This is a genomic window from Vibrio ordalii ATCC 33509 (assembly GCA_000257205.1).
GTDB classification, from domain to species: Bacteria; Pseudomonadota; Gammaproteobacteria; order Enterobacterales; family Vibrionaceae; genus Vibrio; species Vibrio ordalii.
Window position 1 is genome coordinate 1 of the sequence record AEZC01000077.1, and the last position, 15058, is coordinate 15058.

At 44.7% G+C, this 15058-nt stretch carries 12 protein-coding genes; 5 read left to right on the forward strand and 7 right to left on the reverse strand.

What is annotated here, in order from left to right; all coding sequences use genetic code 11:
* The 6 genes from pulA to VOR_RS0104780 form a co-directional block, all read right to left on the reverse strand.
* On the reverse strand, nucleotides 1-3600 hold a 3600-nt coding region (pulA, locus tag VOR_RS16790; protein WP_010318582.1), incomplete at its 3' end, for a pullulanase-type alpha-1,6-glucosidase.
* A 408-nt stretch (nucleotides 3601-4008) separates the two neighbouring features.
* A complete protein-coding gene (locus VOR_RS0104760) occupies nucleotides 4009-4824 on the reverse strand; it encodes a hypothetical protein (protein WP_010318583.1) in 816 nt (271 codons plus the stop codon).
* Nucleotides 4825-4982: 158 nt separating this feature from the next.
* On the reverse strand, nucleotides 4983-5957 hold the full coding sequence (locus VOR_RS0104765; RefSeq protein WP_010318584.1) for a chemotaxis protein CheV: 975 nt from the start codon (nucleotides 5955-5957) through the stop codon (nucleotides 4983-4985).
* A 24-nt stretch (nucleotides 5958-5981) separates the two neighbouring features.
* Complete coding sequence (locus VOR_RS0104770) at nucleotides 5982-6761, reverse strand: substrate-binding periplasmic protein (protein WP_010318585.1); 780 nt, start codon at nucleotides 6759-6761, stop codon at nucleotides 5982-5984.
* Between the two features lie 155 nt (nucleotides 6762-6916).
* The gene (locus VOR_RS0104775; RefSeq protein ID WP_010318586.1) at nucleotides 6917-7600 is read right to left on the reverse strand and encodes a response regulator; all 684 of its coding nucleotides are present in this window, start codon (nucleotides 7598-7600) and stop codon (nucleotides 6917-6919) included.
* Nucleotides 7597-9216, reverse strand: a complete 1620-nt coding sequence (locus tag VOR_RS0104780; RefSeq protein ID WP_010318587.1) for a sensor histidine kinase — start codon at nucleotides 9214-9216, stop codon at nucleotides 7597-7599. The genes VOR_RS0104775 and VOR_RS0104780 overlap by 4 nt, the downstream gene beginning before the upstream one ends.
* Before the next feature lie 358 nt (nucleotides 9217-9574).
* Here VOR_RS0104780 and VOR_RS0104785 point away from each other — a divergent pair, with 358 nt between their 5' ends.
* The 5 genes from VOR_RS0104785 to VOR_RS0104805 all read left to right on the forward strand — a co-directional run bounded on the left by VOR_RS0104785 (nucleotide 9575) and on the right by VOR_RS0104805 (nucleotide 14654).
* Nucleotides 9575-9811: a hypothetical protein gene (locus VOR_RS0104785; RefSeq protein WP_010318588.1), complete on the forward strand. Its 237-nt coding sequence runs from the start codon at nucleotides 9575-9577 to the stop codon at nucleotides 9809-9811.
* Between the two features lie 152 nt (nucleotides 9812-9963).
* Nucleotides 9964-11400: a TolC family protein gene (locus VOR_RS0104790; RefSeq protein ID WP_010318589.1), complete on the forward strand. Its 1437-nt coding sequence runs from the start codon at nucleotides 9964-9966 to the stop codon at nucleotides 11398-11400.
* Nucleotides 11397-12371 (forward strand): HlyD family secretion protein, encoded by a 975-nt coding sequence (locus VOR_RS0104795; protein WP_010318590.1) that lies wholly within the window; start codon nucleotides 11397-11399, stop codon nucleotides 12369-12371. Before VOR_RS0104790 ends, VOR_RS0104795 begins: the two co-directional genes overlap by 4 nt.
* A gap of 5 nt (nucleotides 12372-12376) precedes the next feature.
* On the forward strand, nucleotides 12377-13525 hold the full coding sequence (locus tag VOR_RS0104800; protein ID WP_029626917.1) for an ABC transporter permease: 1149 nt from the start codon (nucleotides 12377-12379) through the stop codon (nucleotides 13523-13525).
* Nucleotides 13518-14654 carry an ABC transporter permease gene (locus VOR_RS0104805; RefSeq protein WP_010318592.1) on the forward strand — a complete coding sequence of 379 codons (1137 nt, stop codon included), beginning with the start codon at nucleotides 13518-13520 and terminating at the stop codon, nucleotides 14652-14654. Before VOR_RS0104800 ends, VOR_RS0104805 begins: the two co-directional genes overlap by 8 nt.
* 4 nt (nucleotides 14655-14658) lie before the next feature.
* On the opposite strand, the gene VOR_RS0104810 is transcribed toward VOR_RS0104805, so the two are convergent.
* Nucleotides 14659-15033, reverse strand: coding sequence for an ATP-binding protein (locus tag VOR_RS0104810; protein WP_010318593.1), 375 nt, complete (start codon nucleotides 15031-15033; stop codon nucleotides 14659-14661).
* Between the last annotated feature and the right edge of the window lie 25 nt (nucleotides 15034-15058).

A 15058-nucleotide genomic window follows, 5' to 3' on the forward strand; every position in this document is an offset into this window, starting at 1 on the left:
ACCAAGCATTACTGGCGCAAGGCCAATGATCTGCATGCGCGCTCTATCCTCTGAGCTGGTTTCTGCTTTTGCTTTATATTGGTTGAAATCCCACAGGGTTTGATTGTCGTGTTTAGAGACGTAGTTAATCGACTCTTGTGGGTCAAGTGTATAGGCCGCGCCTTGACCACCGTATTGGAAATCACGGCCAAGCACTGTCATGCCGCTGGCGGTTTGCAATGGATAGGCTTGTAAATTGCCAGCCATGCCATAGCGAATTAAGTCCATTTTCGATTTCAGCTCATCACTAAATCGATCACCTGCATTAGCAAAACCCGGAGTGGTTAATAACGCCTCACCGCTATCAAATGGACCACCGCCACGCACACCGTCACGTAAGCGATCGTTATAAGTCCCTATTCCCGTTCCAGCCATTGGCCATTGCGTGGCATTTTCACCTCTGGCACCGTTGGCGACTTCACCAAAGTTCCAGCCTTCACCATAGAACCAAGTGTCAGGATCAACCGTTTTCGCCGCCTCATAAATCTTGAGCATGCTTGATTTCATCAAGTGTCCCATCAGATCGAAACGGAAACCGTCGATTTTGTAATCTTGCGCCCACATCGTGACGCTATCGGCCACCAGTTTCTCGAACATACGGTTTTCTGAAGCGGTATTGTCACAGCAGCTAGAATTTTCAACCGCACCTGTGATGGGGTTCAAGCGGTGGTAATAACCGGGCACGGTTTTATCCAGTACTGATTTGTCATACAAACCTGACGAGTAGGTATGGTTGTAGACGACATCTTGCACGACTCGAAAACCAAGCTGATGCAGTTTTTGCACCATTTGGCGGTACTCTTTCACCCGTGACACACCATCACTTTGCACTGCATAACTGCCTTCTGGCGCGCTGTAATGGAATGGATCATAACCCCAGTTGAAGCTGTCAAGCGGCCGCACATCCGCCAATAATGCTTGTGCTTGCGGTGTATTCGGGTCGGTTTTTTCCAACAGAGAAAGTATGGTCGCGCTCATCGACGTGCCATCAGAACAGAGCGACGCTTGCGGGTTAATACCACACAGTTTTGCGACCGTATCATTAAGATCGACCCGCTTTTGCTCATCTTCCGGAATCGACGCTAAATCATAGCTTGGCAGTAAGTGAATGGTGGTTAAACCCGCTTGTTTTAAACTTTTCAGGTGCGTAACACTGTCACGTTCTTCTTCCAAGAAGGCGAGGTACTTACCGTTGTATTCCGCTGTTCCTTTGCTATCACTGTTGCTGAAGTCACGAATGTGTACTTCATAAAGAATGTTATCTTCAGGATGACTCAGTTCAGGAATAATTTGAGTATCCCAATCGTCCGGTTTTGACTCTGCTGCGGTTAAGTCCACCAATTGAGAATAAAGGCTGGATGTGCTGAGCGATTGCGAATACGGGTCGGTCGTCATCATCCATTCAAGTTGCGCCGTTTTAGGATGGTAGGCCTGCACGCGGTAACGATAGAAACTGTTTTTCAGCGAGCGCTCACCTTGATAGTGCCAAACTCCGGTGTTTGGATCTTCAACCATCGGCTGAGGGGAGGTACTGCGAAGGGTTTTATCTTGATCATACAGATACAACTCCACTTGCTGCGCAGTCGGAGCCCATAGCGCAAAATGCGCGCTATCACCGTCTATCCAAGCGCCAAGTTTCGCTTCATCGGCATCATCGCTGCCCACCGTGTAAAGATTATCGACTATTCCTGGGATCTGCACTTTTGTTGCAACAAGTACTTTGCCTTCAGCATCTCTCGCCACTGTCAGTAGCTGAGTTTTCAGCAGCGCTGTAGCTTGTTCATTGCTCACATCCAATGTGAAGGCGGTACGACCGGCTAAATGTGGGAAATGCGCATTATTGGTCACGCCTGACAAGGCTAATGGGTAATGAATGAATTGTTCAGGATGGGCGATATCACCATTGCCTTGCGCGCGGCTCCAAAGCTCATAGCTTGCCGCTTCGCTGTGATCGAACCACGCCAGTTGATTTACCGCAAGCCAATGTGCAGCTGCGCCCTCAATGGCAACTTGAATTTGCTCATTCGGAGAATAGTTCAACACCGTACTACCGTGGCGCGTATAAAGCGTATTGCCTTTGACAAAATCCAGCACTAAATCATCGCCGCCCAGCGCTTTATCATTGCCACTGTGCACAATAAAGTTCATGCAGTTGCCATGTTCTGCTTTAAGTGGAATGCGATATATCGCCCCATAAATCGGGTCGATTTCTGAGGCTAAGTAAGGATTTCCCCAATCCACACCATTAAGCGCAGATTCAGAAACAGAATCACAGCTACCGTTGTTCCAAAGGTGTAGTCCCCAGCCGTCATAATTATTGTCATCACGCAGGTAGTAAATGATCGCTTCTTGATAAGTTGGGGTCGGCTCGGTTGTCGAGTTATCCGCCTGTTTCGGTTGTGGATCAATGCTGTCGGGGATGCCATCACCGTCATCGTCGCTTGAGGCAAAATCCCCTAGCCCATCGTTATTGGTATCAAGGCTTTCTAAGCGATCTCGTGGGAATACATCCTGCGCGTTGCTCACGCCGTCACCATCAATATCGTCATCTTCGCTATCGGCAATACCGTCACTATCAAGATCAGCAGGAACGCTTGAAACATCATTGGCATCCGTTCCTAAACGCGCTTCATCGGCGTTGCTCCACCCATCACCATCAATATCATCATCTTCGACATCCGCAATGCCATCGCCATCGAGATCGGCAGCAAAGCTTAAGGCGTCATAAGGATCTGTCCCTAATCGCCATTCAGTTTCATCAGGCCAGCCATCATTGTCATCGTCTAGGTCTGCGTGATCGCCAATGCCATCATTATCGGAGTCAATACTCTCTTGGATGTCGTAAGGAAAGTGGTCAATCAAATCGGCTACGCCATCTCTATCGCTATCAAAGCCAATAACAGGCTCACCATGTTCAAGAATCAGTGTTTTATCGCGAATATCGCTCTTTTCTCGCTGCGCTTTTTTGATCTCATCGCCAAACAGCTTACTGGCTTTTTTCAAGGTATTGGCCAATTCAGGCAAGCTGGAGTCATCGATAGTAGCAGGTAGCAGTTGCGCTAGCGCTTTAGCAGATTGAGCAACCAAGATGTGGTTATCGACATAATCCGCTTTGATATCCAGAGTTGGAATACGCAGCGCCTTTTTCAGCTCAGCCAACGCTTTACTCTCTCGCTTACCATTTTGCATCTGCACGCTGAGGTAAGTCGTAACAGGGCTGATCACCGGATAATTTGCTGGCGCCATCATTAAATAATTGCGCGCCGCTTTGACGGTGGGAATATCTTGGTCAACGGTTTTTCCCTTGATGACAGAAGCCATCAGATAATAATTTTTTACGTCACCACGCAGCCCCGCCACGTTAATTTTTGCGATACCTTTTTGGTCGGTATACGCTTGAGGTTCGTTTTGTTCAAATTGACGATTGCCGTTCACATCTATCCAAACTTGGGCATTGGTTAAATACCCATCCATGACTTGAACGTCTAACGAGTCATTACAACCCGCTAGCATACCAATTGAAGCAAACGCTAAAGTCATTCTCATTAGGTTTGTTTTCATTGTTGTAATCCGTTTTATAACGTTAGTGCTCGTCCTGCTCTCACTGCTGGCAGAAAACCGGTAAATCAGTAGTTAAGTGGTTAAGCAGTTATATGCCTATATCTACCTAAGCTAACGTTATAATTTTGACACCACCAATCACCTCCCCCTTGCAATTTTGCTCTTATGGCGTAGAACCGAGGGAGGAGAAGAAAAATACAGAGTTCACTCACGCTCAGGGCAAATGAGATGAAAGGAAAATAGCGAGAGCAAGATAAAAACGTGATCGGAAAGACAAAGCGTAGAATGAGGAATGATAAAGTGTGAAAGAATATTACATTTTGACCAATCTAATAGAGTTTGATCTTAGTCCCATAGCTGAGGCCTGGCCTAGAAAGATAACCAAGCCTTGAACCTAAAAATAGCTTATCAAGGGATATCTAAATGAATGATGGTACGACTTTCAGGGTGCAGTGCCTCTAAACTGCTACGCCAATGTTTTTCAATCAATTTGTCCATTAAATCACCAGTTTGAGCTTTGCGTAGGGCACGCTCAATGATCGGCTGATATCGCTTTGTTTCTTGGCTAAGATAAAAAATGAAATCGCTTTGATATTGCAATATCAAGCGCTGTTCAATGGCCAGATAAGGAAGTGACTTGGCTTCATCGGAAACTTCATTCATGCCTCTTGGAAAATAGTGAATCGGCCCTTCTGCAGATAATTTTTGATAGAGATTTCGCCAGTCACCATCTTGTTGGTACACTTTTAGGTCATTATTACGCCAGACCTCAACATCGTACCAATTAACGCCTAATCCAGCGGTTAACCCCTCCTTTTGTAAATCACTGAGCGAATGAATAGTATCAAATGTGGGTTGTAATTGAGGTGGAATCAATAAAATACGTTTACCAATCAGTCCTTTGGTCAATGGGATATTTATGCCCGCATACCGCTCATCTCGTTCTTGAGTTTGTAAAAACCACATCAATGATAATTGATTGTTTTCAACCATTTTACTAATTCGTTTTTGAGGTACATGGTCCGATGTAATAATAATATTAACCTCAACCCCCTGCTCCTCAAGCGATTTTTGCAATAACTCATGATAATAAACATGAGTATTATTTTGTAGTGTTGGCAAATGTAAGGTTAACGACATTTCTGATGCAAATGCTTGGGTGTGTAACGCAATAGAACCCAAGAAAATCAGCATAGTCACTCGCATATTACTTGTTCGCTTCATAGTGCCTACCTCCAAAATATTTTCTTATTTAAACTATAGCCCCTTTGATTGGTTTATGGGCAGTGGCATTCGATTTCAAATAAAGATGTGCTGGTGATAAATAAAAAGAGCCTTAGATGAGGCTCTTTTTTGCTGACTAAAAATAGGCTACTCTAACATCAAGCAAACACATACTTATCCATAGTCGTGACCATCTTACCTATTTCTGGCTTAGTTAAGGTATCATTAGCACCGAGTGCCAGTGCTTTTCCTCGGTTATCATCACTCATAATGGAGGAGAACATCACAATAGGCGTTGTTTTATAGGTTTCACCCTCACGCAAACGCTTCAATAAGTGCATACCGTCCATGCGAGGCATTTCTACATCAGTCACAATCGCGTTGACTAATTCTGCCACAGGTACGTTTTCAGACTTAGCAGCTTGTTCAATTTCCATTAATTTCTCATAGGCTTCACCGCCGTCTTTACACGCGATAATGTTATAGCCGGCAGAACTTAATGTATCTTGAATCAAACTACGAATGAAGGCTGAGTCATCGACCACCATAATGGTTTTCGCATTACGTTTACTGACCATTTTTTGGTTAAGATCAACGGTTCTATCTACCGTGACATCGTATTTTTCCATACTCAATTCAGGGTTGATGTCAGCGATGATTTTCTCAAAATCCAAAATCATGATCAGGTTGCCATCTTTGCGCACAACAGCCACCACGCAATCTTGCTCACCCGCTTCTAAGAACTGGCTTGGCGATTCTACATCGTTCCAAGAAATACGGTGAATACGACTGATGCTATCAATCAAAAAACCATTGGTCATGCGGTTAAAATCAGTCACGATAACAAACTTTCGCTCAAGGCTTGGATTAGTAGGTACACCAAGCCAACCGGCAAGATCAACTAACGGCGTCAGTACATCACGTGATGAAAACACACCGATCATATGCGGCTGAGCATTAGGATAATCAGTGGTATCAGGAACTTGTATCACTTCCCTAACTTTCGCAACGTTAATGCCGTAATAGCAGGTTTTCGTGCGTCCATCTGGCAGTACCTTTTCTAAATGAAACTCGATAATCTCAAGTTCGTTGGTACCACTCTCTGTCAAAATTGTACTACTTGGGTTGCTCATACTGGTCACTAATCTTCAGAATGGTTATTGGTATTTGTTTAATATGGCTTGATATCGATTAACACCGTCTTCATTAACTGTGTTCTTTACTTTATCAATACCCATTTGTAAATCGTCTAGTAGGGCTTGGTCTACATTTTTGTTAAAAGCATAGTAAAGTAATCCCTGCTTTAACACATAAATCGTTTCAAATTGATCGGGTACATACCCTGCTTGCTTTATCCACCAATGAGCTGAGCGCTCATCGTAAGCGATCAAATCAATACGTTTTTTCACTAACTGCTCTGCAAGCATAGTGACATCGGTCGCTTCTTGCATGGAATCTCTTGGGACACCATACTGCAATAGCATCTGTTCACCGACATCGTCTTTTATTACCCCAATTTTATAAGAGGTAATTTCTAAAGGCTCTCCAAGTTTGATATTACTACCTTTACGAGCAATTACCGCCACTTTAATCTCATCAATTGGACCTACCCAATGAAATAACTCTTCTCTATGTGACGTCCTTGTTGTTGAGAAAAGTACCCCGTCTTTTTTCAAGATGGCAGAACGGTAAGAACGCGCCCACGGTTGCAATACGATTTGGCTCAATAACACCTCATGCCCTGAGAATGTAGCGGCTTCTTGAAGTAAATCAACCGAAATTCCAGTGACTTGGTCTTGCTCGATAAAATTAAAAGGCGGGTATGCCTCTGTATAATAAGTCAATGTCTCAAGGCTACTTGGATAAGCGGGTGAGGGTACAAATACAGTGACTAACCATATAGGTAGTATTGTACGCACATATTTGATTACGTTCATCCTCTCTCCTAAATGATGTTATCTGCCTTTTGTTCTTAAACTTTAGATGGGGTTTGAAAGTCCGTCTAGTTCATCGCAAGTATTCATCTTCAAGCACAACTCATAGTGAGGAGCAGTATCATTTAAATTCAAAGGGTTGATAGATAAAACATCAATTATTGGCGGGGGATTTTTTTATAGCTACGCTCAGGACGGCCAACGGTTCCGTAGTTTAAATCAGCAGCCAATTCACCGCTACTAATTAAATACTCAAGGTAACGCCTTGCTGTAGTTCGACTTGCGCCAATGTTTTCCCCTGCCTCGTCGGCTGTTAAAATGCATTTTGTATCAAAAAGATGGCGTATTTTATCTAGTGTTACTGCATCGATTCCTTTTGGAAGGCGCAGATGGATAGAGAGTTCATTGCTATTCGGCATCAACATTTTATCAACCACGTGTTGGTCAACATCAGCCACAGATCCCAATTCTAACTGTCGGGTCAGGTATTTTTTCAAGGCAGCCTCTAATCGAGGAAACATGACCGGTTTGAGTAAGTAATCCACTACACCGCCGCGCATTGCCTGTTGCAGCGTCTCAACATCGCGCGCTGCAGTAATCAAAATGACATCACAGCCTTGGTTGTTGCCTCGAACTTTCTGTAAGAGATCGAGCCCCGTACCATCCGGTAGATAAACATCAAGTAACACTAAATCGGGTTTGAGAATATCTAACTGCAATTGCGCATCGGCGTGAGTCGTTGCAATACCAATAACCTCAAATCCCTCAATTTGTGTCAGGTAACGATGATGTAATTGCGCAATCGCGATATCATCTTCAATGATCATGACACGAGTATTCATACTTGTTCTTCCTTAGGCAGATAAACCGTTACTCTTGTTCCAACCTCTTGATTACTTTTCATTTCCAGCTGCCCTTGATAGCGATCAGCTAACTGTTTTACCAGGTGTAAACCCACACCTCGGTTGTGTTTCGCTTTGCTAGAGACCCCTTTTTGCCATAATTGCTGTGGCAAAATGTGTTCAGGTAAACCACACCCTTTATCGTCTACTTCCAGAATAATTTCGGCACCATAATCACTGAGCGACACTTCAATGATGCGTCGTTCTTGTGTTACCCGTTTTTCATTGCGGATCATCGTGAGTGTTGCATCAAATGCATTGTCAATCAGGTTACCCAAGATAGTGACGATATCTTCAGCATTAATACGCGGCGGCAAAGGTTCTAAATGCGCTCCCTCTTCAACGACTAGCTCCAAACCAAGCTCACGAGCACGCTCAGTTTTGCCAAGCAGCATTCCGGCAATGAGTGGATCTCTAACTGTCTCGCGTAGAAATTCAATTAACGCTTGGTAATGAGCCGTTTCTTGACCGATTAAATGCTGAACCGCCTCCAACTCTCCCATCTGTACAAGCCCACTGATGGTGTTGAGTTTGTTGCGATGTTCGTGAGTTTGAGAGCGCAACATTTCCGCATACTCTTTGGTTTGAGAAAGTTGCTCGGTTAATTCGTTGATTTCATCTCGGAGGCGGAAACTGGACACCGCTCCAACCACTTTACCGTCAACAATAATCGGGCTTCGATTGGCAATTAGACGTTGTTGATTGAGGTACAGCTCGATGTCGTGATCAGGCGTACCGCTCTCTATGACGCTCATAAGATCACTATCAGGTAAAAAAAGGGAAAGTGGTCGATTGAGCGCCATGTCTCGGTTAATCGCCAAAATATCGCAAGCACTCTTATTAATAGAACGAAGAATACCTGCATCATCAATGCTTAAAATACCTTCTTTCAAAGTACTCATGGTGACATCAAGTTCAACATATAAACGACCAATCTCTTCTGGCTCAAAACCGAGTATCGCTTTTTGAAAACGACGTGATACATAACTAGAAACCAGTGCATTCGCTGCCACGACTAAGAGCGCCATACCAATTAAATAAATCAGGAAAGGTTCAATTTTATCTTGCAGCCGCTCGATCAAGTACCCGACAGAGACTACCCCAACGATGTCACCATTTGCACTAATCACAGCCGCTTTACCACGTACCGATTGACCAAGCGAACCTTGCGCGAAAGAGACGTAAGATTCACCATAAAGTAAGGCTCGGTCGTTGTCCCCACCTTTCATAGGCAGACCAATTCGTTCATCGACAGGATGTACTAGACGGATACCGCGCCGATCCCCGATCACAATAAAGGCAGCGCCGATTAATGTTGTTAGCTCTCGGTAGCGTTGTTGGTGATCGACTCCACTACCGGACTCAAGCATATCAACCACTGATGGAGTTTGCGCAAGAAATGAAGCCACCCCCAAGGCTTTTAGCCCCATTTCTTCTTCTTGAGAGTGTTTTATGTACATAAAACCAGCGGCAACCAGCAACAGTAATTCAATCACCCCTGAAAGGGTCATTATGATCAGCATACGCTTACGAAAACTAATACGACTCCACACCATAAATCCCTCTTTAATTCTGCATACAAGCTAACACTTATTTAACATTTGAGCGAAGAGAGAAACGAATAACTGTGAACAATACTACGCATTCCACGCACCATTTTGGTTCATTTTATTGCAATCTATTTCGAAGGCTTGCCAAGCAGAATATGCATTAGGTTTTATAAAAAATTATCATGACTATTTCTTGAACTGGATCACATCTATTTTAGGAAATTTTTATCTCATTATACGAAAGTATTTGTATACTTATTGTGCAGTAAAGACGATGAGGAAACCTCACGAAGAGATAGCCCTATAATAACCATACCAATTGCTATCGAATACATTCATAACATCTGTCAGAAGGATACTTACAATGAAACGCGATGCCTTTGGAATTTGCCTTTCACGAGATATGCTGTTTAATCATTTACAGTCAACCTTTACTCATGTTCGGGCTTATGAAGAGATAGCGACGGAGTCAAATGATGACCTGAGAGTGCTGCTCGCTTTCCCTCAGATGTCAGGCAAAGACGTGCTCACCACGATGCAAGGGAGTAAAAAGCTCGTTTGGCGAGCGGATTATTTCTGCCCTTCGCATCATAAGTATTAAATAATAAGTCTTGAATATTAAGGACATGCGCTTCATGCTAGCGCATGATACTTGTGTGTGCCGTTTTCTGGCATTTTAACCCACGTTGCTGTTGACTTACGCAGTGAAAAAATAGAGCATTAGCTCTAAATTTAAAATAATTCGAGCTTAGCATGAAAGCGAAAACACTCAGCCTATTCGTCTGTACTCTGCTTGGTGCAGCCCCTTCTTTCGCCGCGCCGATTTCCTTTCAACAAGCATGGGATCTTTTGCAACAGAGCAATAATTCACTTGCTGCTGGGCGGGCGAATGTCGAACGTTATCAGCATATTGAAAATTCCACAGACAGTCTTAATTTGCCTGCTGTTTCTATTGGTGCAAACTACACGCGTTTAGACCAAGATGTTACTTTGTCAGGAAAGCAGATATTCGATAGCACTGGGCAATCTGTCCCATCATCTTTGGGGCCAAATTTAGGGCCGATACTCGCCAGCGCTGGCTACATCACTTCAACCATCACCGAACGTGATATTTTCAGCTCTTCGATTCGCGCTATTTGGCCTATTTTTACAGGCGGACGGATCAGCGCCGCACAAGCGGCAGCGGAAGGTAAAAAAGAAGAAGCGCAAAACCAGCTCGCAATGGAAACACAAGCGCGCTATGAAGACTTGAGCAAATATTACTTTAGTGTTCTTTTGGCAAAAGAGGTTTTAGTGACTCGCCAAGACGTTGAGCAAGGGTTAACCAAGCACCGTGATAATGCACTAAAGTTAGAGCAACAAGGGCAAATTGCCCATGTGGAACGGCTACAAGCTGAAGCCTCAGTAGATAAAGCAACGGTTGAACGCAAAAAAGCACAAAAAACCTTAGATATTGCCCAAAGCGCACTGACTCAAATTCTAGGTCAAACAGAAAAAGTCGAGCCAAGTGGTTCACTGTTTGTCAACGACCGTTTACCGCCGCTCTCTATTTTTGTGGAGCAAACGCTCAATACCTATCCGGGCTTGGCACTACTTGAAGCAAAAGAAAAGCAAGCAAGCAGCTTGATCAAAGCTGAACAAGGCAAATACTATCCAGAAGTCTACCTTTACGGTGATTACAGCCTACATGAAGACGATTCGCTGGCCAGCCAAATGAAGCCGGATTGGTTAGTGGGTGTTGGGGTCAACATTCCGTTAATTGAAACATCGGGTCGCAGCGATCAAGTCAAAGCAGCGCACAGCGCGGTCTCACAAGTACGTTACTTAAAGGCGCAAGCTAAGCAAGATTTGAGCGTGTTGGTGGAAAAAACCTATTTGGAAGCCGAACAAGCATTGGAAGAAGTGATGGGGCTAAACTCGAGCCTAGCACTGGCGAATGAAAACCTGAGCCTACGCCAAAAAGCATTCAGTCAGGGTTTAGCAACGTCTTTAGATGTAGTGGATGCAGAGCTCTACCTTGCTAGTATCAAAACTCAGCAGTCATTAGCCAGCTTCAACTACTTACTTTCTTTAAATAAGTTACTGGCATTGACCAGTGAAATGAATACTTTCCCTATCTACACACAATCAGCGATTTTGTTGCACTCATCAATGACTCACGAATCACCTGCTCAAAAGGATGCCTTATGAAAGCTGTAAAACCAACACTGATTGCTCTTGCTGCTGTGGTGGCGATCTCTTGGGTAGGCTATCGCTTTTACCAAGCATCGCAACCTAAACCTGTCCGCTTACAAGGTCAAATTGAATCTCAGCAATACAGTATCTCTTCGAAAGTTCCCGGCCGTATTGATCAGGTACTGGTGCGCAAAGGCGATAGCGTTGAACGCGGCCAGCTCATTTTCACTCTGCACAGCCCTGAAATTGAAGCTAAATTAGATCAAGCGATTGCGGGTCAAAAAGCGGCGGGCGCACTGGCTAAAGAAGCAGAAACAGGCGCACGCGATCAGCAGATCCAAGCGGCAAAAGATCAATGGCTTAAAGCTAAAGCCGCAGCGGATTTAATGGAAAAAACCTATTTGCGTGTCAATAATCTTTACCGTGATGGTGTCGTCGCTGAACAAAAACGTGATGAAGCCAATACCCAATGGCAGGCCGCTAAATATACTGAAAGCGCCGCTTTTCAGATGTATCAAATGACCAAAGAAGGCGCACGCTCTGAAACTAAACTCGCTGCCGCGGAAAAAGAACGTATGGCTGCAGGTGCCGTAGCGGAAGTTGAAGCTTATGCCGCGGATACTAAAATTGAGAGTTGGTTTGACGGTGAAGTGTCCCAAGTACTGCTACAAAGTGGCGAACTGGCTCCACAGGGCTTCCCTGTCGTCACTGTCGTGGATACCCAAGACTCATGGGCGGTGCTCAACGTACGCGAAGATCAACTCAAGCATTTTACGAAAGGCACCACATTTACGGCTTACTTACCTGCTTTAGAAGCCAAAGTAGAATTTATCGTTTCCCACATTGCAGTGATGGGTGATTTCGCCACATGGCGATCAACAGACTCATCACAAGGGTTTGATTTGCGCACCTTTGAAATCGAAGCTCGCCCTACCACACCTGTCGAAGGTTTGCGTATGGGAATGAGTTTAGTGGTTGAGCTGTAAGCCTTATGTCAATTCAGGTTCGCCCTCAATGGCCTCTGCTGCGCCATGATCCTTGGCTATTGTCTAGCCTAAGCTGGATACCCATAGTATTGGCATTCAGTATTTGGTGGATTTTCTCACAAGGGATAGTGCGCGATCTGCCGATTGGCGTGGTCGATTTGTCTCACAGCCAATTGTCACGTCAATTGATAAGAGATTTCGATGCAACCTCGACCATGGCCGTCACGCACCAGTTCCAAGATGTCAATCAAGCCAAAACTGCGTTGATTGAAAGTGACATTTACGCGTACGTTGTCATTCCGTATCAATTTGATAAATCAATATTTCGTGGTGAGCAGCCACAAGTATCGACCTTCTTTAATAGCCAATACATTTTGGTTGGACGATTGATCAACGCTGCCATTGTTCAAGCACAAAGTACGTTCAATGCCCACGTGGATGTCGTAAAAAACCTAGCGACTAGCCAACAAACCACATTGAGTGCGATGGGGCGAGCCGTACCAATCAGGACACAGATTACGCCCCTGTTTAATCTCAATACAAACTATGCGCAATTTTTAGTCTCGGCGGTTGTACCCGCTCTTTGGCAAATCGTTGTCGTGGTCAGTACCATTATGATTTTGGCTGCAAACCATCGTCACTTTGGTTTGCAAACGTGGCTTGGAGAAAAGCCATTACGAATTTTAACGCTAACATTGATGCGTTATCTGCCGATTTTTATGTTGCAAGGGATTGGTTTTTTAATCTGGTTTTATCAAATATTAATGTGGCCAATGCACGGCAGTTTTGCTCTATTGATTATCGCACAACTTGCAATGACGCTCGCCTGTATGATCATGGGCGCACTCTTTTTCTTTCTAACACTCGATCCGGCAAGAGCGATGAGTTTTGCTGGCGCTTTTACCGCACCAAGTTTTGCGTTTATGGGCATTACGTTCCCAGTGACGGATATGAATACTCTAGCGCAGTGGTGGCGAAGCCTGCTACCAGTGAGTCACTACATTGAAGTGCAAGTAAGCCAAGTGAGTTATAACGCTGAGCTGTTGTCATCACTGAAGTATTTAGTGCCAATGCTGGGCTATGCATTGCCGCTGCTGCTCACTTTGATTCTTATCCGTAAACACAAGCAAGCCGAGCGAATCAACCATGACTGAAACTACGCGATTCATTGCTCTACTGAAAGCAGAGCTAAAAGCGCTATTCACTAACCCTGTGGTGCTGTTGACTGTCTTTGGTGGCGTGGTTTTTTACTCCTTTTTATACCCTTTGCCTTATACGCAGCAAACTCCACGCGAGCAGACACTCTCGATAGTCAATCTCGATAAAAGCCAAGCCAGTTACCAACTAGAACGCATGGTTGACGCAACGCCACAAGTCAAAGTGATTCAACGAGACAGTACCATTGAAGATGCCAAGCAGGCGTTTCTTAACCGCAAAGTTAGCGGTATTTTAGTGATTCCTGAACATTTTTATAAAGACCTACTGCTTGGGAAAAGTCCAACACTGGCCTACGCTGGCGATGCCTCTTACTTTCTAGTGTACGGCACCATCGTTGAGGGCTTATCGCAAGCTGGTGGAACCTTAGCCGCGAAAAGTAAAGTGTCACGTTTAGTGATGGAAGGAGAACCGCTTTCTCTGGCCGCTCAGCACTATTCCGCCACAAGCATCAACTTAAAACCGACCTTTAACCCACGCATGGGTTATGTTGATTACGTTGTCCCAGCGGTGTTTGTTTTGATCTTACAACAAACCATGATCATGGCGGCAGGATTAATGGGCGGAACACAAAAGCACGGAAATGGCTATTGGAGTCATACCACACCGCTACGATTAATATTGGTACGCAGCATTGTCCTGGTTGCTGTTTATTATCTACTCAGCATGTACTACTTTGGTGCCAGTTTTACCTCACATGGTGTCAACACCCTCGCCAGTGCGGGGCATTTATTGCTACTTCTACTGCCTTTCTTACTGGCCTCTTGCCTATGCGGCATTTGGCTTGGTTCAGTTACACCGCGGCGAGAATTGGTGACGTTAGTGGTATTAATCAGCTCAATGCCACTGATTTTTTCAGCTGGTTTTATTTGGCCTTTAGAAGCAATTCCACGCCCTATCATTTGGATCTCCAACCTCTTTCCCAGTACGCCTGCCATTCAGGGATTTCTTAGTTTGAACCAAATGGGCGCATCATGGGATCAAATCAGCACTCAGTGGGGGATCTTGTGGGTGCAAGTGTTTGGTTGGGGAGCCCTTGCCTTTTACCAACTCCAGCGGAAGCGTTAATCAATCATTCCTGCCACTGCTGACGCATACGCTCAACAGTGGCATCATCGATACCATGAACATTCTGGTACTGCGCACGACAAACATTAATCACTAAGGTTGCATGGTAACGTTTAGCCAACTGCCGGTAAGCTCGCATCTCCCACTGTCGAACAAAAGTATTCGCCACAACAACGTCCTCACCTTGCGCTAAACAGCGCTCCACTTTCTGTTGACACCACCGATGAGCTTGCTCGATTTTATCTGGCTGATAACAATAGCTGCCTTGCTCATTGATAAAATACATATCCGCTTCAAAATGCTTTGCATGCAGCGTCCTTGCTAAGGTGCTTTTGCCTGAGCCGGGTAATCCCCTGATCAAAGTTAAGGTTAGCGCCATGTGTCTCCAACGGGTAAGTCAACAG